22 protein-coding genes are annotated in these 23,095 nt (G+C 45.2%); 16 read left to right on the top strand and 6 right to left on the bottom strand.

Features of this window, described 5'->3' with window-relative positions:
- The 6 genes from pyk (at position 1) to pssA (ending at position 5,446) form a co-directional block, all read left to right on the top strand.
- Entirely contained in the window at positions 1 to 1,431 is a 1,431-nt protein-coding gene (pyk, locus tag EL262_RS02860; protein ID WP_036846137.1) for a pyruvate kinase, read from the top strand.
- Between the two features lies 1 nt (position 1,432).
- Entirely contained in the window at positions 1,433 to 2,089 is a 657-nt protein-coding gene (locus tag EL262_RS02865; RefSeq protein WP_078735609.1) for an O-methyltransferase, read from the top strand.
- 191 nt (positions 2,090 to 2,280) lie between these two features.
- Positions 2,281 to 2,652, top strand: a complete 372-nt coding sequence (gene rbfA, locus EL262_RS02870) for a 30S ribosome-binding factor RbfA (protein ID WP_036850669.1) — start codon at positions 2,281 to 2,283, stop codon at positions 2,650 to 2,652.
- A 25-nt stretch (positions 2,653 to 2,677) separates the two neighbouring features.
- Positions 2,678 to 3,910, top strand: a complete 1,233-nt coding sequence (locus EL262_RS02875; RefSeq protein WP_025837809.1) for an ABC transporter permease — start codon at positions 2,678 to 2,680, stop codon at positions 3,908 to 3,910.
- Between the two features lie 120 nt (positions 3,911 to 4,030).
- Positions 4,031 to 4,720, top strand: a complete 690-nt coding sequence (locus EL262_RS02880; protein ID WP_025837811.1) for a phosphatidylserine decarboxylase family protein — start codon at positions 4,031 to 4,033, stop codon at positions 4,718 to 4,720.
- Between the two features lie 21 nt (positions 4,721 to 4,741).
- The gene (pssA, locus tag EL262_RS02885) at positions 4,742 to 5,446 is read left to right on the top strand and encodes a CDP-diacylglycerol--serine O-phosphatidyltransferase (RefSeq protein WP_025837814.1); all 705 of its coding nucleotides are present in this window, start codon (positions 4,742 to 4,744) and stop codon (positions 5,444 to 5,446) included.
- A 7-nt stretch (positions 5,447 to 5,453) separates the two neighbouring features.
- On the opposite strand, the gene EL262_RS02890 is transcribed toward pssA, so the two are convergent.
- Genes EL262_RS02890 through EL262_RS02900 form a run of 3 tightly spaced genes read right to left on the bottom strand, consistent with a single transcriptional unit; the run spans position 5,454 to position 7,253 of the window.
- Positions 5,454 to 6,038, bottom strand: coding sequence for a histidine phosphatase family protein (locus tag EL262_RS02890; protein WP_025837815.1), 585 nt, complete (start codon positions 6,036 to 6,038; stop codon positions 5,454 to 5,456).
- A gap of 30 nt (positions 6,039 to 6,068) precedes the next feature.
- Complete coding sequence (locus EL262_RS02895) at positions 6,069 to 6,599, bottom strand: cob(I)yrinic acid a,c-diamide adenosyltransferase (protein WP_025837817.1); 531 nt, start codon at positions 6,597 to 6,599, stop codon at positions 6,069 to 6,071.
- 6 nt (positions 6,600 to 6,605) lie between these two features.
- Positions 6,606 to 7,253: a Dph6-related ATP pyrophosphatase gene (locus EL262_RS02900; protein WP_025837818.1), complete on the bottom strand. Its 648-nt coding sequence runs from the start codon at positions 7,251 to 7,253 to the stop codon at positions 6,606 to 6,608.
- 139 nt (positions 7,254 to 7,392) lie between these two features.
- On the opposite strand from EL262_RS02900, the gene EL262_RS02905 reads away from it, so the two are divergent.
- The 8 genes from EL262_RS02905 to rodA all read left to right on the top strand — a co-directional run bounded on the left by EL262_RS02905 (position 7,393) and on the right by rodA (position 16,728).
- Positions 7,393 to 8,385, top strand: a complete 993-nt coding sequence (locus EL262_RS02905; protein WP_025837819.1) for an aminodeoxychorismate synthase component I — start codon at positions 7,393 to 7,395, stop codon at positions 8,383 to 8,385.
- Between the two features lie 4 nt (positions 8,386 to 8,389).
- Positions 8,390 to 9,025: an aminotransferase class IV gene (locus EL262_RS02910; RefSeq protein ID WP_025837820.1), complete on the top strand. Its 636-nt coding sequence runs from the start codon at positions 8,390 to 8,392 to the stop codon at positions 9,023 to 9,025.
- A gap of 276 nt (positions 9,026 to 9,301) precedes the next feature.
- Entirely contained in the window at positions 9,302 to 10,834 is a 1,533-nt protein-coding gene (purH, locus tag EL262_RS02915) for a bifunctional phosphoribosylaminoimidazolecarboxamide formyltransferase/IMP cyclohydrolase (protein WP_025837822.1), read from the top strand.
- Between the two features lie 58 nt (positions 10,835 to 10,892).
- A complete protein-coding gene (locus EL262_RS02920) occupies positions 10,893 to 11,912 on the top strand; it encodes a rod shape-determining protein (protein ID WP_025837824.1) in 1,020 nt (339 codons plus the stop codon).
- A 128-nt stretch (positions 11,913 to 12,040) separates the two neighbouring features.
- On the top strand, positions 12,041 to 12,898 hold the full coding sequence (gene mreC / locus EL262_RS02925) for a rod shape-determining protein MreC (RefSeq protein WP_025837826.1): 858 nt from the start codon (positions 12,041 to 12,043) through the stop codon (positions 12,896 to 12,898).
- Positions 12,899 to 12,902: 4 nt separating this feature from the next.
- A complete protein-coding gene (locus EL262_RS02930) occupies positions 12,903 to 13,421 on the top strand; it encodes a hypothetical protein (protein WP_036846168.1) in 519 nt (172 codons plus the stop codon).
- Positions 13,422 to 13,426: 5 nt separating this feature from the next.
- The gene (locus tag EL262_RS02935) at positions 13,427 to 15,268 is read left to right on the top strand and encodes a penicillin-binding transpeptidase domain-containing protein (protein ID WP_078735608.1); all 1,842 of its coding nucleotides are present in this window, start codon (positions 13,427 to 13,429) and stop codon (positions 15,266 to 15,268) included.
- 8 nt (positions 15,269 to 15,276) lie between these two features.
- Positions 15,277 to 16,728: a rod shape-determining protein RodA gene (gene rodA, locus EL262_RS02940; RefSeq protein ID WP_025837829.1), complete on the top strand. Its 1,452-nt coding sequence runs from the start codon at positions 15,277 to 15,279 to the stop codon at positions 16,726 to 16,728.
- Positions 16,729 to 16,733: 5 nt separating this feature from the next.
- Here the strand turns inward: rodA and EL262_RS02945 are convergent, their stop codons facing one another.
- The 3 genes from EL262_RS02945 to htpG form a co-directional block, all read right to left on the bottom strand.
- On the bottom strand, positions 16,734 to 17,600 hold the full coding sequence (locus tag EL262_RS02945) for a 4-hydroxy-3-methylbut-2-enyl diphosphate reductase (RefSeq protein ID WP_025837830.1): 867 nt from the start codon (positions 17,598 to 17,600) through the stop codon (positions 16,734 to 16,736).
- Positions 17,601 to 17,611: 11 nt separating this feature from the next.
- Positions 17,612 to 18,292, bottom strand: a complete 681-nt coding sequence (gene cmk / locus EL262_RS02950; RefSeq protein ID WP_025837831.1) for a (d)CMP kinase — start codon at positions 18,290 to 18,292, stop codon at positions 17,612 to 17,614.
- 149 nt (positions 18,293 to 18,441) lie between these two features.
- The gene (gene htpG / locus EL262_RS02955) at positions 18,442 to 20,517 is read right to left on the bottom strand and encodes a molecular chaperone HtpG (protein WP_025837834.1); all 2,076 of its coding nucleotides are present in this window, start codon (positions 20,515 to 20,517) and stop codon (positions 18,442 to 18,444) included.
- A gap of 410 nt (positions 20,518 to 20,927) precedes the next feature.
- On the opposite strand from htpG, the gene EL262_RS02960 reads away from it, so the two are divergent.
- Both EL262_RS02960 and EL262_RS02965 read left to right on the top strand, forming a co-directional pair.
- A complete protein-coding gene (locus tag EL262_RS02960; protein ID WP_025837836.1) occupies positions 20,928 to 21,536 on the top strand; it encodes a MarC family protein in 609 nt (202 codons plus the stop codon).
- 387 nt (positions 21,537 to 21,923) lie between these two features.
- Positions 21,924 to 23,084, top strand: coding sequence for a 1-deoxy-D-xylulose-5-phosphate reductoisomerase (locus EL262_RS02965; RefSeq protein WP_078735607.1), 1,161 nt, complete (start codon positions 21,924 to 21,926; stop codon positions 23,082 to 23,084).
- Positions 23,085 to 23,095: the final 11 nt, after the last annotated feature.

Below are 23,095 nucleotides of genomic sequence, written 5' to 3' on the forward strand. Positions count from 1 at the left end.
ATGAATAAATTTACCAAGATAGTAGCCACCATATCGGATCTTAAATGTGACATACCCTTCTTGAAGAGTCTTGTCGATGAGGGGGTTAATGTCATCCGTCTCAACTCGGCACATATGTCCAAAGAGGGGTTCGACAAGGTCATCAGCAACATAAGATCTGTCAGTCGGTCTGTAGCGGTCTTGATGGACACGAAAGGGCCTGAGATACGTACAACCACCTGCGATGAGCCTTTGCTGCTTACTACGGGTATGCACATAGACCTTGTGGCAAATCCGGAGATCAAGACGACACTCGAACAAATATCTGTCAATTATACCGGCTTTGTTCACGATGTACCCGTAGGTGCCAGCATCCTCTTCGATGATGGAGAGATCGAGCTTGTGGTACTCGCCAACGAAGGTGACAGACTGAAGTGTGGTGTGCTTAACGATGGGGTACTCGGTGCCCGCAAGAGCGTCAATGTCCCCGGTGTAAAGATCAACCTCCCTTCGCTCACGGAGAGAGACAGGGCCACAATACAGTATTGTATAGAGAATGATGTGGAGTTCATCGCTCACTCATTCGTTCGCAACAGAGAAGATGTATTGGCGATCCAAGAGATATTGGATCAGCACAACAGTCCGATCAAAATCATTGCGAAGATCGAGAACCAGGAAGGGGTAAGTAACATAGATGAGATTATCGATGTGGCCTATGGTATCATGGTCGCACGTGGTGATCTTGGGATAGAGATACCCCTCGAGAAGATCCCTGCCATTCAAAGCATGATCATCGAAAAATGTGTGCTTCAGAAGACTCCTGTCATCGTGGCAACACAGATGTTGCACTCCATGATCAGTTCTCCTCGTCCCACAAGGGCAGAAGTCTCCGATGTGGCGAACGCCATTGTCCTTCGTACCGATGCAGTCATGCTCAGCGGAGAGACCGCTTATGGCAAATATCCGGTCGAAGCAGTCCGCACCATGCGTCGTATCATCAGCGAAGCCGAAACCCATCGTGTATATAGAGCAAGGATAAAACCCGACAACACAAGGATGGACGTCACCGCATTCCTTGCAAATCAAGCCGTAAAGAGCGTCGAGAAGCTGGGTGTGAAGGCCATCATCACCGACAGCTATTCGGGACGGACAGCCCGTAATCTTTCGGCCTATCGTGGCTCGGCTCCCATATATGCGATCTGCTACAATGAGCGGGTCACTCGTGAGCTTGCACTCTCTTATGGTATATGGACAGTATATCAGGAGAGAGGGTCGAGCAAGAGAGGCTACTACATCAAGGCTCTAAAGAGTCTGATGAATGATAAGCACATCGAGAAGGACGACATGGTGGCATACATCGGTGGGAGTCTGCATGATAAGTTGGGTACAACGATGCTTGAGCTCAACAGAGTCAAGGATGCCATAGACTTCTTCGAGAACAAGGAGCAATAAAATGATTGAAGATCATCAAAGACAATTACTTCTCGAAGAGTATATCGAAGCCCACACAGATCCGGAACCTGAGACATTAGCGGCTTTGGCTCGCAAGGCCAACTTGCGACTTGTGAGCCCTCGTATGATGTCGGGGCATCTCCAAGGTCGTCTGCTCAAGATGTTTGTAAGGATGCAGAGACCACGCAAGATATTGGAGTTGGGGACTTATTCTGCCTATGCTACTGCCTGCATGGCCGAAGCTCTACCGGACGGTTCGAGCATCACCACGATAGAGATCTTTGACGAACTTAAGCCGTTTATCACAGATGCCATTGAGAGTCTGGGCTTCTCTGACAAAGTGACCCCTCTCATAGGCAATGCATTGGAGATACTTCCGACACTACCTCTGGAGGAGTTCGACATGGTTTACATCGATGCCAATAAGCGTCACTATGTCGAGTATATTGAAATGATCGAAGACCGACTCCCTATCGGGGCGGTTGTGATAGCCGACAACACGTTGTGGGATGGAAAAGTCATCGATGAGAAAGAGCAAGACGAGCAGACTGTAGCCATTCGGAAGTTCAACGATAGGATGATGGCATCCAAGAAGTTTGAGAAGCTCATCCTCCCGATAAGAGACGGTCTCACCATCATGTATAAGATTTCTGCTTAAAGGGAGCGTTTGCGGAAGGATATATGCTCGTTTTATAGTATTCTGTTATAGGACAGAAAGCATTCTGAAACGCAACAGAAAATACTCTGTCAAATGTCAGAAAACATTCTGTTAGCGACAAAAAAGTCATCGATGCCTGACATAAGGCACATCACCAATGTAAAAAGAAATTAAACCAAAGAATATAGCTTATGGACTCATTAAGAACAACAAAAATATCACGATTACTTCAGAAGGAGTTGGGCGAACTATTTCGTCTGGAAACTCAAAAGATGAGAGGGATGATGATCTCGGTGACAGAAGTCAGAGTATCTCCCGACTTGAGCATCGCAAGGGTTTATCTGAGCATTTTTCCCGAAGACAACTCGAAAGCGGTCATCAAGGCTATACAAGAGCGTGCTGCGACAGTAAGATTCGACCTCGGTAAGCAGGTAGGATCACAGTTGAGAAAGATACCCGAACTCATCTTTCACTTGGACACGTCGATCTCTTATGCCGAACGCATTGACGAGCTTCTCCGTCAAAATCCTACCTCTCCCGTGAGTGAAGACGAAGAGCAGTAAGCACTCTTTGCGATCGGATTGAGATATGAAAAACGAAATCAGTATAGCAAGCTTGATTGCCGGCAGGTATTTTTTCTCCAAAAAGAGTACCCATGCTGTCAATATCATTGCCATAGTGGCAGTGATAGGCATTGCCATCGTGACAGCTGCAATGGTGTGTATTCTCTCGATCTTCAATGGTTTTGAGGGCTTTATCACCTCTCAGATCTCAACCATCTCTCCTGAGTACAGGATAGTACACAAGGATGGTAAGGTCTTCTCTGCCAAAGAGTGTGTGGGCTTACCATCTTTTCAAGAAGCTGTCGGAGAGCATCATACTCTTGCCTTTGAGAGCCAAGCCATCGCCAACTATGCCAACAACCACACGATCGTCAACCTTCTGGGAGTAGACTCGACCTACTTCTCACTCTTGCCGATAGCATCGCTCGTCGTCGATGGGGAAACCGGAGTCGGAGACGAAACCCTACCGACAGCGATGTCGGAGCTCGGCGTAGCAGCAAGATTGGGTGCGGGTATTGGTTATATGGAGCCTATGGAGTTAGTCGTCGCCAAGAGAGAGGGCCGTATCTCCATGACTATGCCGCATAGGAGCTTCAATAAGGTCAGTGTTCCCATCACAGGAATTATCCAGACAGATCAACCTGAGCACGAAAACTTGGTTGTTGTTCCTCTTTCACTCGTCCAAAGACTTCAGCTATATCCCTCGGATGCAGTCACTGCAATTTTCATGGGGAAAATCCAGGACAAGACCAAAGTCAAACAACTACAAGAGGCTCTGCCCAAGCATCTGACTCTACAGGACAAGTACCAACAGTATCCTGATATCTACAAGGTCCTCAAGGTCGAGAAGTGGATATCTTTTGCCTTGCTCATCTTCGTTTTGTTTCTCTCACTCTTCAGCGTCATAAGTACTTTAGGCATGCTTATCATCGAAAAAAAGGAAGATAGCAAAGTGCTGAACATCCTCGGTGCAAGGCAGTCGATGCTGGATAAAATTATTCTCTTTGAGGGGTGGTTGCTCTCCATCACAGGGCTGATTATAGGACTTGTCGTGGGGCTTGGGGTTACTTACCTGCAGCAGATATTTGGGTTTATCAAGCTTGAGAATATATCCTCCGGGGTCTTTATTTTGGATGCCTATCCAGTAAAGGTCATTTGGACAGACATCCTGAGTATCGTCATGGTCATCCTTCTCATAGGTTGGACGAGCAGTGTCCTTGCCCATAAGATCTTTGGAAAAAGGACTATGATCTCGTGAGTCATGCCAACTCACCGATGGTAGGTAGTTTTGTGAGAATAATTAGGGAATTTAGAGTATTTACGTACCTTTGTAAAAGTAAAATCCTTATTGTATCTGAAAATAACTATAATCATATAGATGAAACTATACAGAAAGCGCAAAGTCAAACTACATAGCGAAGGGACAGGATTCTTGATCGGAGTATTTATACTGTTCTTCTTCACAGATATATATCTGTACTACGCGTTGAATTCGAAGATCGCCTTCTATATCGTGCTTCCGATCACACTCATCTTGTTTGGCTTGGTGCTCAACTTCTTTCGTTCGCCCCTGAGGAGGTTTCCTTCGGATCCGGAAGGGAAGGTCATTGCATCCGCAGATGGTACCATTGTTGCCATTGAACAAGTCTATGAACCCGAATACCTTCAGCAGGACTGCATCATGGTTTCGATCTTTATGAGCATCTTCAACGTACATGCCAACTGGTACCCCGTCGATGGTATCGTAAAGTATGTGAGGCACCATGAAGGGCGTTTCATGGCTGCCTATTTGCCCAAGAGCAGTGTGGAGAATGAACGCTCTACGGTGGTCATCCGCACGATGGACAAGCATGACATCTTAGTTCGCCAGGTGGCCGGAGCAGTTGCGAAGCGCATCGTGACTTACCCCAAAGAAGGAGAAGAGTGCTACATCGATGACCATATGGGATTTATCAAGTTTGGCTCACGAGTCGATGTCTATATCCCATTAGGAAGCGAAGTTCTTGTCAAGATGGATGAGAAGGTGACAGGTAATCAGACCATACTTGCCCACCTTCCCCAAGCATAAAGTCACAACCTTGCCACGACGATGAAGATAAGACAGCACATCCCAAATCTCCTAAGTCTTTCAAATGCAACAAGTGGTGCCATGGGTGCTTATTTTGCTGCGCATGGGGCTTTCACCACTGCAATGATTTGTATGGGGGTGGGGCTTGTCGCAGACTTCTTTGACGGATTTATGGCTCGTAAGCTGAATGCCTTCTCACCTTTAGGAAAAGACTTGGACTCTTTGGCTGATGCCATCTCATTCGGAGTAGCACCTGCAATGATGATGACAGTTGCACTCCAACAATTGGGCTTCTTCTTTCCTTGGTTGGCATTTCTTATCGTTCCGGCATCCGTATATAGATTGGCAAAGTTCAATCACGATGAGAGACAATCAACATCATTCATCGGCCTACCTACTCCGGCCAACGCCCTTTTTTGGGCAAGTTTGGCTTACTGGATCACAACTCATGTGACCTTGATAGAAGGACTTCCAAGGATGATAGCATATAAGGTTTACGCTCTTTGGCCGGTACTTATAATCTTTATGTCATGGCTTCTCATCAGCGAGGTTCCGATGTTTTCGCTCAAAGGTGGAAGGCCGACTTGGCAGAAAGACAAGGGGCTGTTCATTGTGCTCGGTGTCGCTGTTGTAAGCATCCCCCTCATGGGTTTGGGAGCATTTGTCCCGACTATCGGGGCATACATCCTCTGTAACCTTGTCGGTCACCTCAGAAACAAAAAATAATGATACATCACACTGTGGTGTGTGACGCATCATTAAATAATCGTTCGATCCAACCCTTATCTAAAGTATGGTCAAAAACAGTCACTGATGTATTCAATATCTCAGGGACAGTCCAGACCTTTTCGAGAGCGAAGCCTCTCAGGATGGCAACCAATACCCTTATCGTAAATCCATGACTGACCAGCAAGATTGTTTTGTCCGTACCGGCATATAGGTCTATCAAGTCATTCAATAGGTCTCTCAGCCTCTGAGCCATATCCGTCACAGGCTCAGTTTCCGGAGGATAGTGCGTCTCGTCATAATCAGGAGGAAAGACCTTACCTTGCATGGAACCGAAGAAGCGTTCTCGCAGTCTCACATCGGGTCGGACGGAGGAGAGGTGAGGGTTCATGACAGCTATACGAGCACAGGTATCTGAAGCCCTCTTCAAATCACTTGTATAGCAGACAGATATATCTATATCCTTTAATCTCAAAGCAACCTGCTCTGCTTCCCAATGTCCCTTTTCGGACAGTTGTCCATCCATTTGCCCTTGACAAATCCTAAAAGTATTCTCGATCGTCTCGGCATGACGCACAATAAGTATCCGCATGGTTCTACTTCTCTTCACTTACACCCCAAGTCAATACTCTATACCTTTACGACTACGGATATTCTTGTCGAAAGGGTGCTTTATTTTACATATTTCAGAGACATAATCAGCCACTTCCATAAGAGCAGGCGTAGCTCCCCTACCCGTCATCACAAGCTCTGTGTTGGCGGGTTTATTTTTCACGAACTCTATCAATGCTTCTTCGGACAAAAACTTATCCCTCACGGAAATGATGATCTCATCCATGACCAAAAGTTGTGGCGGATCCTCTTTAAGTCTCTGAGCAAGATATGGCAGAGCTTCTGCAAGCTCAACCACCTGCACCGAGGGATCTATACGTTTGTCTAACCCCGGATGCCCCTTGGCAAAGTGTAAGACCTCTGCCCCCAAGGCTCTAAGACTGTCGTATTCACAATTTTGATACTTCTCCGGTCTCTTGTGAAAAGAGCAATACAACACCTTGAATCCACCACCCAAAGCCCTCGTTGTGAGCCCTACGGCCGCCGTAGTCTTTCCCTTTCCATTACCGGTATATATGTGTACCAATCCTGTTTCTTTCATACCAATTTATTGTTTTGCATGTATAGGTAAAATCCTATGCTTTTTCTCTTCATAAATCTCTCCCATAGCGTATGTAGCCGGCCTCCTGAACAATGGACCATCAAAGACATAAGTATGATATTCACCATGTTCTCCACAAAGATCAACATCACTCAGCTGTCCAAACTCATTTATAAACTTCTCATCAATGACTCGTCCGAGAAAAACATCCGGCTTGAGATCTGAGCGCATGGCAACGACAAGTGTCTTGAATCCGGACGACACAAAATCCTTGATGAGATCAGGAGTCGTCTCTCCCCAAAGAGGGAAAAGTGGTCGTACCCCGACCTCACTGCAAACACGCTCCACCCAGACCTTATGCTCTTCGAGATAAATATCACCAAAGAGCCCCGTAAAGACTCCTTCCGCCTTGAAGTGCTCCAATGCGCCCTTGAACGCAGCCTCATATCCGTCCGGCCCTACAGTTTGGATACACAAAGGGATCCCCATGGCCTCGGCCTGCTCAATGATGACATCCTCCCCAAAGCCATGCGCTGAAGTCTTTCTCTTCATGTGCAACAGTGCATGCACCTCTGTACCTGGATGATCTTGTAGGTGCCTGAATAAGGCAAACATACAATCTTTCCCCCCACTCCATGAAACAAATATCTTCATTTAATAAATAATGAATATCGTGTCTTAACTAAATATCTCGACAAAAATAACCAATTCTGTCCGCCTCATCAACAAACAGCACTTCAAATAAACACAGAAGAATAACTACCTTTGTACAGACCAATTCATTTATGACACTATGACAGGATCATACGAGAAGAGCTATCGAGAAGTGATAGAGGAAATAAACGCCTTCGGCAAGCGTCGGGAGGCGTGCCTTTTCATATTGGATTTCGAACAAAAGAAAGGGATCTTTATCCCCAATCCTATGGCACAAGAAGAGGTGCTTTTCTCCATCAATGGTAGTACCAACGCTCCCTCCGTTGCCCCACAAAAAGACATCACTCTCCACGCGAATCCGATACCCTACGAAGTGTACAAGGAGAAGTTTGATATCGTCGATCACGGACTCAGACGAGGTGACACTTTTCTTTGCAACCTGACCGTATCCACTCCTGTTCAGCTCAATGCACACCTGAGGGATGTTTTCTTTGCGACTCAAGCTCGTTACAAACTCTATGTCCCGGGCAGATTTGTATGCTTTTCGCCCGAAATATTCATCACCATCAATGCCCAAGGAGAGATTGCCTCACACCCGATGAAAGGCACCATAGATGCCTCCATACCTAATGCTGAAGAAATCATCCTCAACGACTACAAAGAGACTGCCGAACACAATACCATCGTGGACTTGATACGAAATGATCTCAATATAGTATCGGATTATGTACGTGTGGAAAAGTTCAGATATATAGATGCAATTCAGCTCCCAAACGGTCGAGGGCTCCTTCAAGTCAGCTCAAAGATCGTCGGTAGACTCTCTCAGCAGTATCATGATCGCTTAGGAACCATAATAGACCGTCTGCTTCCTGCGGGATCCATCTCCGGAGCTCCCAAGGAGGCAACCCTTGACATTATCCGAAGAGCAGAGGGTGATCCGCGCGGATACTACACGGGAATCGTTGGTTATTATGATGGAAAAACTCTCGATACAGGTGTCTTGATACGCTTCATCGAGGAGGTTGGAGAGGGGCATAAAAACTTTAGGAGCGGTGGTGGCATCACCATCAACAGCAATCCTGAAGAAGAGTACAAAGAGGTGATCCAAAAGGTGTACATTCCTTTGCTTTAAAGACATGATACCCGGCAACAGCTCTTCTACCCTGATCGAGACCTTTGAGGTCGTTCATGGGGTTCTACAACGCGTCGACCTACATCACAAACGTATGTGTAGGAGTGGGCAGATACATGGCTTCTGTCCTCCAAGCCTGGAAGAAGTAACATCAGCCATCTGCGATCTCATACGCCGAGATAATCTGTCCGAGCACCCGTCTTTGAGATGTACCGTAGAGTATCGCACAAACATCATCGGCTGCCGAGCTATTCCATACCATATCAGAGCCATTCATGCCTTACTACTCATCGAATCTACTGACAGTATCGAATATGCCGACAAGTGGAGCGACCGTACCTGTTTTGATCCACTTTCAGCACTCTGCACAAAGGGGCAAGAACCTCTGATCATCCGAGAAAACCTCCTGACAGACACGACATATACCAATGTCGTGATCGAGAGAAATGGCGAATATCTCACCCCCGATCGCCCTCTACTGGCAGGTACCCGTCGTCAGTATTACCTTGATCAAGGGGTAATCCGGACTGCAGACCTCACCATACAAGACACCCTCGAAGCAGATCGTATCCATCTCATCAATGCCATGATGCCATTGGGAGCCCTCACCATTTCTCCGGAAAACATCTCCATTATCTGACAGCAGACATAGCGCAGCGAAATTGAATCTTACGATCTTCGATCACGAGTCATACAACCCTTGTAGGCATCTCATACGACTTTTGAGAGGTTCATTCACAACTTCATTTAAGAGACTATAAAAGTACCTCTGTTTAGCCTTATAATCCAGCAATTATCATTACTTTTGTATTCTGAGTTAGAGTATTAAATCGGCGGAACTATTTGAGGGAGTTTTGGCTGTTTCTGAGTAAAATGAGCCTAATCTATCAGAGAGTTTTGCATAGTGAAGTGATCAATGAGTAATATCAAGATAAACAGAGCATTAGTATCGGTGTTCAACAAGGACGGACTGGAAGATGTCATCAAGTGTCTGTCTCGTCATGAAGTCGAACTGATCTCTACGGGAGGTACACAGGCGTTCATCAATAACTTAGGTATAGAGTGTACGGCTGTTGAGGACCTTACGGCTTATCCATCCATTCTTGGAGGGAGAGTCAAAACCCTACACCCTTCGATATTTGGGGGAATCCTTACACGTCGTGACAATCAAGAGGACAAAAATCAGTGTGAAATGTATGACATCTCACCTATCGATCTCGTCATCGTTGATCTTTACCCTTTTGTCGATACTGTAAAAAATGGAGGCACGACTGAAGAAATCATCGAGAAAATTGATATCGGAGGTGTATCATTGATCCGTGCGGCAGCAAAAAATCATAAAGATGTCGTCATCATCTCGGCAAAGGATGGTTATGCCGAACTAACAAAGATACTTGACAGTCAGAATGGAGAGACGACACTTGAGCAACGTAAGCAATTCGCAAAGAAAGCATTCGCCGTCACAGCACAGTACGACACAGCCATTTCGAGATATTTTGCTCAAGGTTCTCTTGACACAGATGAAGGACTAACTTTATCCTTCGGTCAGTCCGAAAGCCTGAGATATGGAGAAAACCCACATCAGAAGGGCGAGTTTTACGGAGACATCCGTGACCGTTTTGACTTCATCCAAGGCAAGCAGCTCTCATACAACAATCTTTTGGATGTGGATACTGCCGTTCATCTTGTCGAAGAGTTTGACGATCCGACTTGTGCTATTCTGAAACACAATACCCCATGTGGCATTGCGAGCAGAGCGACAGCTCTTGAGGCTTACATCACAGCTCTTTCTTGTGATCCTGTATCGGCTTTTGGGGGGATCATAGTCATCAACAGAGAGGTCACCAAGGAGATTGCTGAAGAGATAGACAAACTATTTTTTGAAGTCTTGATTGCCCCTGCTTATACACAAGAAGCTCTCGACATCTTTGGAAAGAGAGAGAAGCGAATTATCTTGCTGGACAAGAAAGGTCGAGACGACACTGTCCACTCCTACCGAACAATCTTAGGTGGTCTACTCGCACAAGAGCGCGACACTCGCATAGAGACAAAAGATGATCTAAAAGTCGTCACAACGAAGATGCCGACGAAGGATGAGATCGAGACAATGCTCTTTGCGATGAAAGTCGTAAAGTACTGTAAATCCAATGCAATAGTCCTTGCAAAGGAGAGACAGGTACTTGGTGCCGGCTACGGACAGACATCGAGAGTAGATGCTCTCCGTCATGCTATCGAAAAAGCAAGGGCAATGGGATTTGATCTCCAAGGAGCAGTATTGGCTTCAGATGCCTTCTTCCCTTTTTCAGACTGTGTGGAGATTGCAGACAAGGCAGGTGTGACAGCCGTGATCCAACCCGGAGGCTCTATCAAAGACCAACTCTCCATAGACTACTGCAATGAGCACGATATGGCGATGTGCTTCACGGGGATCAGACACTTCAGACATTGAGTAATGCTCTGAATAAGTAACTAAAAGTAGAAACAATAACACAAACGATAACACTAAGATGGGTTTCTTTTCACTTACACAGAAATTAGCAATCGACTTAGGTACAGCAAATACAGTCATTATCCAAAATGGCAAAATCATCATCGATCAACCTTCGTATGTCACGATGAACAGAAAGACGGAGAAGGTTGAATGGGTAGGATACGAAGCTTACAGACGATTTGAAAAGGAGAACAATGACCTGCAGACCATACGTCCGCTTAGGGATGGTGTGGTTGCAGATCTTGTGGCTTCGGAACACATGATAAGGGGGCTTATCAAGATGGCAAACCCCAAGAAGAGATTTCTTCCGGTATCACTCAAAGTGGTGGTATGTGTGCCCTCCGGCAGTACAGACGTGGAAATACGTGCTGTACGCGACTCTGCAGAGAAGGCAGGGGCAAATGAAGTTTTCCTTATCCATGAGCCTATGGCTGCAGCTTTGGGGATAGGTCTCGATGTGATGGAGCCTACCGGCAACATGATTGTAGATATAGGTGGAGGAACGACAGAGATCGCTGTCATCAGCTTGGGAGGGATCGTCTCTAACAAGTCGATCAAGGTCGCAGGAGATGAGTTCACCGCAGATATCGTAGATCATATGAAGATCAAACACAGTGTTCGTATCGGTGAGCGTACAGCGGAAGAGATAAAGAAGAATGTAGGGTCGGCACTTGCGCATCTGGATGATGAACCTGCGGATTATGAGGTGATCGGACAAGACCTTGTCAGCATCTTACCGAAAGCGGTATCTGTCAACTACAAAGAAATATCGGAATGTCTCGATAAGTCCATCACAAAAATCGAAACTGCAATCGGAAATGCACTCGACAACACAATCCCCGAACTTTATGCCGACATCGTAAAGAACGGTATTTATCTCGCAGGTGGTGGTGCTCAGCTCAAAGGCTTGGCAAAGCGTTTGAGTGATAAGTTTAAGATAGACTTTGTGGTGGCGGAAGATCCATTGCACGTTGTCGCAAAAGGGACACATATAGCCCTACAAAACACGACCAAATACACGTTGCTTTTCAAGTAAAAGCATCGATATACCTTTCATAAACCTGATACCAAGGAGGTGTAGAGCCTTTCCTTGGTATCCGTGTATAGGGACAAAGAGAGTGTGCTACGAAAAAAGTCTAATTAAATCGAAGAGAGAGAAAATAGATGCTTAAACTTTTTGAATTGCTCAAATCCAAAGGGTATCTCATCTTGTTTGTACTATTGGAGGTCGTTGCTATTATCCTATTGTATCGGGGTAGCAACTACCACAGTAGCATCATACTCAGTTCGACAAACTTCATCACCGGCAAAATCACTGAAACCGCCACAGTAGCTAACTCATACCTCGGGCTAAAAGAGGCCAATATTACCCTTATGAGTCGTAACGCCCAACTCGAAAGAGAAGTGCTTCGACTCCGAAGTACCATTGAGCGTCTCACCATAGACTCCCTATCCTACCGGAAAGTAATGAAAGACAGTATAGACCAGCCGTTCCCATACGAATATAGAATAGCAAAAGTTGTTGGAAACATCACATATGGCAACAGTAGCTATCTTACCATAGATCTTGGGAGCAAGGATGGGGTGCATCAGGACATGGCGGTGCTTGGAGTTTCGGGTGTCGTAGGCATCATAAAGGCCGTTGGTAAGAGATATGCACAGGTACTACCTGTGACGAACAAAGACTTTGCGATCAGTTGCAAGATTAAAAATGGTGAATACATCGGGATATTGAAGTGGGATGGTGAAACCCCACAACAGTCGCTCCTTACCAACTTGCCTAAGCATATATCGTATGCTCCCGGAGATTCTGTCTATACGAGCAATTACTCCGCAATCTTTCCTGAAGGGATTTTTGTCGGGACAATCTTGGAGGAGGGCTCCTCTATCGACGATAATTTCTGCGCTCTGAAAGTAGAGCTTAGCATGAAACTTGAAAACATCAAGTACGTCTATGTGGTGACCAATTATGATAGAGAGGAGCGAGAAAATCTGGATGCTATATTGACACATAAACGATAGAGGTATGAAAAGAAAGTATATAAGTGTCCTGATTCAGTTGGCCATACTGGTATTTGTTCAAGTTATATTTCTTAACAATATCAGGGTATTCAACTATTTTATACCTTTCATCTATCTTTACCCTATATTCAAGTTATCAGTACACACGCCCTCTTGGATAATAATCCTTCTCGGAGCCATTACAGGGCTAATTTTAGATGCCTTCATGAACACTCCTGGGTTAAACATGGCCTCTGCGACACTGATAAGCTACCTGCGTATGCCTATCATTCACCTATTTTTTGCAGATGAAATGGATAAAGAAGATGAAGATTTTTCCCCCTCGTTCTATTCGGTCAAGGGATATAAATATTTGTTGTATATACTCATACTGTGCTTCTTACACATTGCCGTGTTGCTTCTTTTAGAGGCATTTTCTCTGTCACTATATGAGCAGACAATACCATATATCCTATGCTCTACTCTTATCTCCGTACCTCTCATGATGATCCTGGATGCCCTTTCAGGGTTTAGAAAAAGGTAACAACCATGTCACAGCGGAAAAATTCAAAATACGCAATCCGAAAGTACTTCATATCATCTACATTTGTACTTGTGGTATTGATCTATGTCTTGAGACTTTTTTACCTACAAGTAATTAACTCAGATTACAAGTTACAAGCCAATAGCATCGCATTCCTCCGAAAAGCGGTCTATCCATCACGAGGGATGATTTATGACAATAATGACAAGCTGCTTGTGTACAACAAGTCGACAGCCAATGTCATGGTCATCACGAGAGAAACCAAAGACTTCGACACCCTTGATCTTTGCAATACTTTAAGCATAGACAAAGAATACTTCATCGAAAAGATGAAGTATATCAAAGACAAAAAACTCAACAAAAGTTACTCCCCATACCTTCCCCAACTCTTCATGTCTCAGATTACGTTGGAGGAAGTAGGTCTTCTTCAAGAGAAGCTACATAAATTTCCGGGGTTTTATGTGGAGTATCGTATGGCAAGAGACTACAACTATCATTCCGCTGCACTTGTATTAGGTACGACGGGAGAAGTCAATCAAAAGGATCTTGACAATGATCCATACTATGTACCGGGGGACTACTCAGGACGGACAGGAATAGAAAAAGAATATGAGTCTATCCTCCGAGGGGAAAAAGGGGTAACGGTATTACTTCGTGATGCTCATGGTAGAATACAAGGGAGCTATGAAAATGGCAAATATGACAGAGATGTGATATCCGGACACGATCTCAAATTGGCCCTTGATATTGATTTACAGACCTATGGAGAGAAATTGATGGCAGGCAAGAGAGGTGCAATAGTCATGATAGAGCCTTCTACCGGAGAAATACGCTGCTTGGTATCTGCTCCGAGCTTTGATCCTTCTCTCCTTGTAGGTCGCGAAAGAGGAAACAATCATAAGCTACTTGAACAAGATCCTCAAAAGCCTTTGTACAACAGAGCTATCATGGGCACATACCCTCCCGGATCGACATTCAAACCTGCTCAAGGAGCCGTATTCTTAAAAGAAAAAGTCATCACACCACATACGTTATACTCTTGTCATCATGGCTACCCACTCTTAGGAAATCGCCCTGCTTGTCACCCACATGGCTCGCCGATCAATCTCGTTCCTGCCTTGGCAACCTCCTGCAATGCTTATTTTTGCTGGGGCCTCAGGGCTTTATTGGAGGATAACAAGCGATTTCATAATATCCAAGAGGCTTTTGAAAACTGGAAAGATAACATGGTCAATATGGGCTTCGGCTATAAACTCAATATCGACCTGCCAGGAGAAAGACGAGGCTACATTCCGAATGCCAATGTCTACGACAAGATCCATGCCGGAAAATGGAACTCCAGCAGTATCATATCTATAGCCATCGGGCAGGGCGAAATCCTCACCACACCACTTCAAATCGCAAACCTGGGGGCAATCATTGCCAACAGAGGATACTACTACACCCCTCATGTCGTGAAGGGTATATCTAACTATCCTAAAGATTCACTGAAAATTAAAAAGATGGATACTCATATTCCCAAAGAGGTCTTTGATGTCATAGACGAAGGTATGGCAGCAGCTGTCTTGGGAGGCACTTGTCGAGGGGCTGCCATATCGGGCATATCAGTCTGCGGAAAGACCGGAACGGCAGAAAACGTCCATGGTAAAGACCACTCTGCATTTATGGGCTATGCTCCCAGAGAAAATCCGCAAATAGCTATTTGTGTTTATGTCGAGAATGCCGGATTCGGTGCTTCTTTTGGAGTACCTATTGCTAAATTGATGATGGAGTATTACCTCACCGGAAAGATATCCGAGAGCAGTCTGGATATTGAAAAAAGGATGGTCAATAGTATAGTCCCCTAACCCTGATTATGAATAAAATCGAATCTACATCACTTTTTCGCAACTTAGATTACATCACAGTCGGTCTGTATCTGCTGATTGTCTTTCTCGGTTGGATTACGATCTATGCCGCAGGATATGATATTCAGAATGCAGAGGTATTCGATCTTCACGGTCGCACCGGTTCGCAGTTGATGTGGTTAGGAGTATCTTTCGTATTTATTGTCCTGATCCTTTCTTCAGACGGGACCTTCATCAAGGCATTCACCCCATGGATATATGTGTTTATGCTGTTGTTGCTGATAGTCACGATATTTATAGCACCCGACATCAAAGGGTCACATTCGTGGCTTGTGATCACCGACACGATGCGCCTCCAACCCGCTGAGTTTGCCAAAGTGACGACAGCCTTGATGCTGGCACAATGGTGCTCCAGATACGAATTCAGCATATCAAACAAGCAAGACTTACTTGTCTCTCTACTGATCTTTTTACTGCCGATGTTGATCATTGTACTTCAAAATGAGACTGGCTCTGCAGTCGTATTTGCGACCTTCTTTCTCGTCATGTACAGAGAGGGACTCACAGGGAGTATCATCGCCCTTGGTGTCGTGATAGCACTCATATTCATCCTTGCGATGAAATTTTCGGGAGTCATGTGGGGCGAGACATCAGCAGACACATTGGTTGTTTTATCGGTCATCTACTTATCGACTTATCTTGCAATAGAGATGTATGGGCATCTGCCGCATCTCAAGATCGTTGCAGCAGTCATTCCTATCATCACATTTTCTTCTGCTTTCGTCACATCCTTCTTTGTGGATGTGGACTTCGGCTATGCCGCAATGATCAGTCTGGCTCTCTTCTCAGTATACCTCATCATCAATTTATTTATCAATAGAGGGCGACGATTGGGATTTACTCTAGCATTCACCTTGACTGCTGTGGCATGCTTTATGGGGATAGAATACTTCTTCAACAACGTACTCCAAGACCATCAGCAAAACCGCATTCTTGTATCTCTCGGTATCAAAGATGATCCTGCCGGAGCAGGCTATAATGTCAATCAGAGCATGATTGCGATAGGCTCTGGGGGGCTTACAGGCAAAGGCTTTCTCAATGGCACCCAGACCAAACTGAAGTATGTACCGGAACAAGATACAGACTTCATCTTCTGCACCGTAGGAGAGGAGAGCGGATTTATCGGCAGTACCCTTGTCCTCGCTCTGTACCTCGCACTACTTCTGCGCCTCATATATCTTGCCGAACGACAGAGCGATCCTTTTGCACGAATATACGGTTATTCTGTAGCCTGTATCTTGTTCTTTCATTTGGTCATCAATATAGGGATGGTCATCGGTCTTGTTCCTGTTATCGGGATACCGCTCCCCTACTTCAGTTACGGAGGGTCATCACTATTGAGTTTCAGCATCCTATTATTCATCTTTTTAAGGCTCGACACCCTCAAAAAGGAGCTTTAATCTCATCAGGGATTGATAGCTTTCAACTTCTTTGCCACCTCTTCCATCAGCCATTTAGGCGTAGATGTAGCTCCGCATATCCCTACGTGGTGTACCCAATCAGGTAGGGGCTCGATGATCTCATCAGCAGTCGAGATAAATGTTGTGTTAGGGTTTGCATCCTTGCATATCTGATACAATACCTTGCCGTTCGAGCTATTTTTACCGGCGATGAAGTATATCCAATCCTTCTCCCTCGCAAATTCATCAAGGTCGGGAATACGATTGGATACTTGTCTACATATGGTGTCAAAATACTCAAAATCCACACCATCTGCCATACGTTCACTGATGTTCTCTATCAGCTCGGCAAAACCCTCCTTCGACATCGTTGTCTGAGAAAAGAGAATAACAGGCTTTGAGAAGTCTATTTTTATTATCTCATCCAGCTTCTGTACCACGATAGCCTCACCATTGGTCTGTCCCACAAGTCCATTCACCTCAGCATGGCCTATCTTGCCATAGATCACTATCTGCGCCTGCACATCACGAGTCTCCTCATACTTGGTGCGGATACGCTTCTGAAGCCTTAAGACGACAGGGCAGGTCGCATCGACAATCTTGATATTATTAGCATGGGCAAATGCATATACCTCGGGGGGTTCACCATGTGCTCTGAACAAGACTTTGGTATTACGAAGGCCCTCAAGATCTTTATAATTTATTGTTTTCAGCCCCTTGTTTGCCAGTCTTTCGACCTCTTGGCTATTGTGTACTATCTCTCCCAGACAATTAAGAGAATCCTCTGTCTTGAGCTCCTCCTCTGCATGCTTGATAGCATTGATCACCCCGAAGCAAAACCCCGAAGACTTATTGATTTCTATATCTATCATCTCTTTACTGATCAAGCTGTTTTTTCGACGAACATGCGATAGAGTATCTCATTCTGCTCATCCCTTGTCAAGTCAGAGTTATCCAAGAGGACCGCATCTTCGGCCTGCTTCAAGGGACTTGCCTCACGAGTACTATCGATACGGTCACGTGTCACTACATTTTGATACACTTCATCATAGGTCACTTCCTTACCCAAGGCTCTCAGTTCATCATATCGTCTCTGAGCTCGCACCTTGGCACTTGCAGTGACAAAGACCTTTAGCTCGGCATCGGGCAAAACTACAGTCCCTATATCTCGACCATCCATCACCACGCCCTTCTCCGTAGCCATCTCTTGCTGTTGCTTCACGAGGAACGCACGCACTTCGGCTATCGTACTGATAGGGCTGACCTTGTTGGAGACCTCCATGCCTCGTATCTGATCTTCGACATCTTCGCCATTGAGCAGCAGGCGATTCGCTCCCCCATCCGTCTTAAATCTTAACGTGATATCATCCAAACTCCGGACGATCTCATCTACAAGGGGCTTGTCTCCATCCCAAAGGTTATTTTGGATCGAGAAAAGCGTCACACCTCTATACATCGCTCCGGTATCTATGTAGGTGTAACCTATCCTTTTAGCAAGTACTTTAGCCATTGTGCTCTTGCCACAAGAGGAGTGGCCATCCAGTGCTATATTTATTCTTTTCATTGAAAATATCTGTTTGATTGTGGAGTATCAAAGATAGTCAGAAAATGCGACAGTCCCTTAAAGGCAAAGATGAAAAATAAAATACCCTGCACCATGCCCGATAGGACATCATGCAGGGTATCAATGATCAAAATATATGCTCCTAAGTATTACTTCTTGTCAGAGATAATCTCCAATGAACGATTGATGAAGCTGTCCAAAGAAGCACCTGTAAGCATTCCCTTTGAAAGTAGAGCTAGGTCGATGAGTTGAGAGATGACCTTATTTTCGTTACCAAAGTTTTTGTACACTCCATTGAGCTTATCTTTGATCTCAGAAATCTGCTTTGTGGTCTCTTCGATGTCCTTCTTGTTGGTTTCCTTCGCAGCATCGTCCAAATCTCCGCTGTTTGACTGGCTGTATAGGACATCAAGGCGTGCATCGTATCCCTTCTTGTCGGCAGACAAAGCCTTGTACTCCTGATTGTCCGAACTTACAAAGACCTCGACAATACCACGGATGAGAGCGCTGTCCAGATTGAGGTTTATTTCATAAGAGTCAGGGAAGTCTCCAAATCCCATCCCTTGTTGGAAGCTCGACATATCCTTCATACGACGCATAAACTCGTTTTGCACTACGACGATAGGCTTCTGATCAAAACCTTGGTGAGATGCAGAGATATGGAGATGAGCCTTGGAGAGTTCCGGCAACTGCTGTTCGAAGAGTGCACATACAATCTCCTTCTCCTCCTCAGAGACATTGGCTTTGTCTTTATTCTCCTCATTCTTGGGAATAAGGTTTTCGAGTGTATCGCTATCGACACGAACGTACCTTGTACCTTGTTGCTTCTGTTCGAGCATGCTGATGAACGGCATATCGAGCTGACCGTTTGTCAAGAGGACATCATAACCCTTATCCGTAGCACCCTTGATATAGCTGTACTGAGCTTCCTTATCCACTGCATAGAGGCAGACGACTTTACCGTCCTTGTCGGTCTGTGTGCCTGAGATGAGATTGCGATACTCTTCAAACGTGTAGAGTTTGTCCTCGGTGTTACGCAAGAGAGCAAACTTCTCAGCTTTTTCATAAAACTTCTCATCTGTGAGCATACCATACTTGACAAAGAGTTCGAGGGCACTCCACTTCTCTTCGTAAGTCGCACGTTCGTCCTTGAAGAGTTCGTTCAGTTTGTCCGCCACCTTACGTGTGATATATGCCGAGATCTTCTTCACATTTGCATCACTCTGGAGGTAAGATCGAGATACGTTGAGAGGTATGTCAGGAGAGTCAAGCACACCATGAAGGATGGTCAGGAAGTCCGGTAATATCCCCTCGACAGAATCTGTGACGAAAACTTGATTGCTGTACAATTGAACCTTGTGACGAGAGATATCCATGTTGTTCTTGATACGAGGGAAGTACAAGATCCCTGTCAAATTGAATGGATAGTCGATATTGAGATGTATCCAGAAGAGAGGCTCCTCACTCATTGGATAGAGCTCCTTGTAGAACTTCTGATAGTCTTCATCCTTCAAGTCCACTGGCTTCTTTGTCCATGCAGGCTCTGTGTTATTGATGATTTGATCCTCATCAGTATCTATCATCTTGCCATCCTTCCACTCTTGTTTCTTTCCAAAGATGATGGGCACGGGTAAGAAGAGACAGTACTTCTGTAACAAAGATTGGATCTTCTCAGGCTCCAAGAACTCCTTACTCTCTTCATCGATATACAAGATGATGTCTGTACCTCTCTCACGCTTTTCGGCCTCTTCCATGGAAAACTCAGGGTTACCTTCGCAACTCCAACGTATAGAGGGCTCACTATCTCGATAGCTTTGAGTATAGATCTCCACTCTCTTGGCTACCATGAAAGCAGAATAAAATCCCAGACCGAAGTGGCCGATGATTGATGCAGCATCATCTTTGTACTTGTCGAGGAACTCCTCTGCTCCTGAGATAGCGATCTGATTGATGTACTTATCAATCTCCTCTGCTGACATACCGATACCACGATCAGAGATGATCAGTTTATCATCTTCGATACGGACAGTGACCGACAAATCATCGGTAGACGCCTTGCTCTCACCTTTGGAGACGAGGGTCTTGAGCTTCTGAGTGGCATCCACTGCATTTGAGACAAGTTCTCTCAAAAATATGTCATGATCGCTGTAAAGAAACTTCTTGATGATGGGGAAAATGTTTTCACTCTGTACCCCTATCGAGCCTTTTTTATTCTGATTACTCATGATTAAAAAGTGTGACGTTTATATTTGGTTATATTTTATTTTTGATCTCACTGTATCAAGCAACCCTGCAAGTTCGATGCCAAAAGGAAACATCGTTGCGAAACTCTGCACTTATGTCAGACTGTCTGACAAAATGCCTGCTCCGCATAATGACATCGTCATGGCGTCCGAGCCTCATGCATCATTTTCAAGTCTTTACCTCAGTGGACAGACAAGCTTATGTCGGAGGACAGAGGGCTTTCTGTGACGCACCGGAATACTTTCTGTCTCCCAAACAGAATGAAAGGCACAAGTGTTGCCGAAGGCGGTAGCACATTTGCACAAATAAAGAAATATAGAACTAATCTTTTTTGCTACCTTTGCACCCAAGAACAACACCTAAACCTACTCCATTTTTTAATCGTATTTTTATGACAGAACTATTACAAAGTATCAATCTCACTGAGATTTCCAGTGTGTTTATCGTATTGTTTGCAGTGATCGATATCATCGGAGCGATTCCGATCGTGATCAACCTCCAGGAAAAAGGACAAAAAATCGAGCCTTTCAAGACCTTCTTGTACTCGGCTATTATATTGATTTCGTTCCTTTTCCTCGGGCAAGCACTCCTAAGCCTTCTACATGTGGATCTTCAATCGTTTGCTGCTGCCGGTGCCATCATCCTTTTCGTGCTTGCCATCGAAATGATCTTTGGGGTCGTAGCCTTCAAGGATGACAGCCCTTCAGGTTCTGCGACACTTGTACCCCTTGTATTTCCTCTCATCGCAGGTGCTGCATCGTTCACCACCCTACTCTCTTTCAGAGCACAATACCATGTATCGAACATCATCATTGCAACCATCCTCAACCTACTTATCGTCTTCTTCGTACTCCGCCATGTGAGCTGGGTCGAAAAGATGGTCGGAAAGGGTGGTGTATATGTCATGCGTAAATTCTTCGGGATCATCCTTCTTGCGATGGCAGTGAAGCTCTTTACGGAAAATATATCTCACTTGATAGCGACCATTCAGGCGAATTAAGAATTCGATCACATAAAAAGCATACCACCCCGATGGATATCAGCATGATCTGTCGGGGTGGTGTGTTTTCGGGAGAAGATAATGCTTGCTCATGAGCAAAAAGCATTGATGCATCAAAATCAATCTGTACAACTCAATCAAACCGGAAGTCAAACTCGGTAATATGAGTCTGACAAGCTGATCAAACACCAGATGCACCCATCAAAATCATATTTGAAATATCAACTTCCAGTAGTCTACGTTAATCGTATTTCGCTCAAGAATATCGACAAAAATTGTAACTTTGTAAAGATTTTTCATTCCCTCACGGTGGGATGAAGGACATCCATAACTCATCTAAAGCAAAGCCCTTTAGCACGATAAGCAACAATTGTTCGTCTTCAACAAATGAATCCTAAAAAAATAACCATACTCGGAAGTACAGGCTCGATCGGCACCCAGGCTCTCGATGTCATCTCTCGTCATAGAGACTTGCTCTCGGTATATGCCCTTGTATGTCATAGCAATGTAGATCTTCTCATCCATCAAGCCAAGGAGTTTAAGCCCCAAGTGGTAGCCATAGCCAATGACATGCAATATAAGCACCTCAAGAAGGAACTCTCGGGTGAAAATATTGAGATACTCGTGGGCAATGAGGCTATATGTGATATAGCGTCGTCTTATGAGGCGGACACTGTACTCTCCGCAATGGTGGGTTTCGCAGGACTTGCCCCTACCGTAAGTGCGATGGAGAGTGGACGTACGATAGCCTTGGCCAACAAAGAGACCCTTGTGGTAGCAGGCGAGCTCATCATGCAACTCAGTAGACAGCAGATGTCTCCCATCATCCCCGTGGACTCTGAGCATTCGGCTATATTCCAGTCCATACATGGGGATAAAAAGGATGCAGTATCTCACATCTATCTGACAGCTTCGGGAGGTCCGTTTGTGGACTACTCAGCAGAGCAATTGGAGAAAGTCACTCCCGAACAAGCTCTCAAGCACCCTAAATGGGATATGGGTAAAAAAGTATCTATCGACTCTGCAACATTGATGAACAAAGGTCTGGAGATGATTGAAGCACACTGGCTCTTCGGAGTTCCCCCCGAGCAGATAGAGATAGCCATCCATCGCCAGAGCATCATCCACTCTATGGTAGGCTTCAAGGATGGCAGCGTCAAGGCTCAGCTAAGTCTTCCTGACATGAGACTGCCTATTGCCTATGGTATGTTATTCCCTCACAGAGTAGATATAGAACTACCTCTCCCTTCTCTGAAAGATCTATGTCAACTGACATTCGAAACCCCTCGCAGGGATCTTTTCCCTTGTCTCGATTTGGCGTTTGAATCCATCGAGATCGGCGGGACTGCACCATGTGTGATGAACGCAGCCAATGAGATAGCCGTCGAGCGTTTCTTGGCAGGCAACCTCTCATTCACTGACATACCGCGCCTTATCAGAGGTACAATGGAGAGTATGGGCTCCCGTAACATATCCAATGTAGCCCAGCTCAAAGATATAGATACCGAAGCTCGCCAACGCAGCAGAGCTTGGTCTCGTCACCGTTAAGTTTTTTATTT

Origin of the sequence: Porphyromonas cangingivalis (assembly GCF_900638305.1) — a bacterium.
GTDB classification, from domain to species: Bacteria; Bacteroidota; Bacteroidia; order Bacteroidales; family Porphyromonadaceae; genus Porphyromonas_A; species Porphyromonas_A cangingivalis.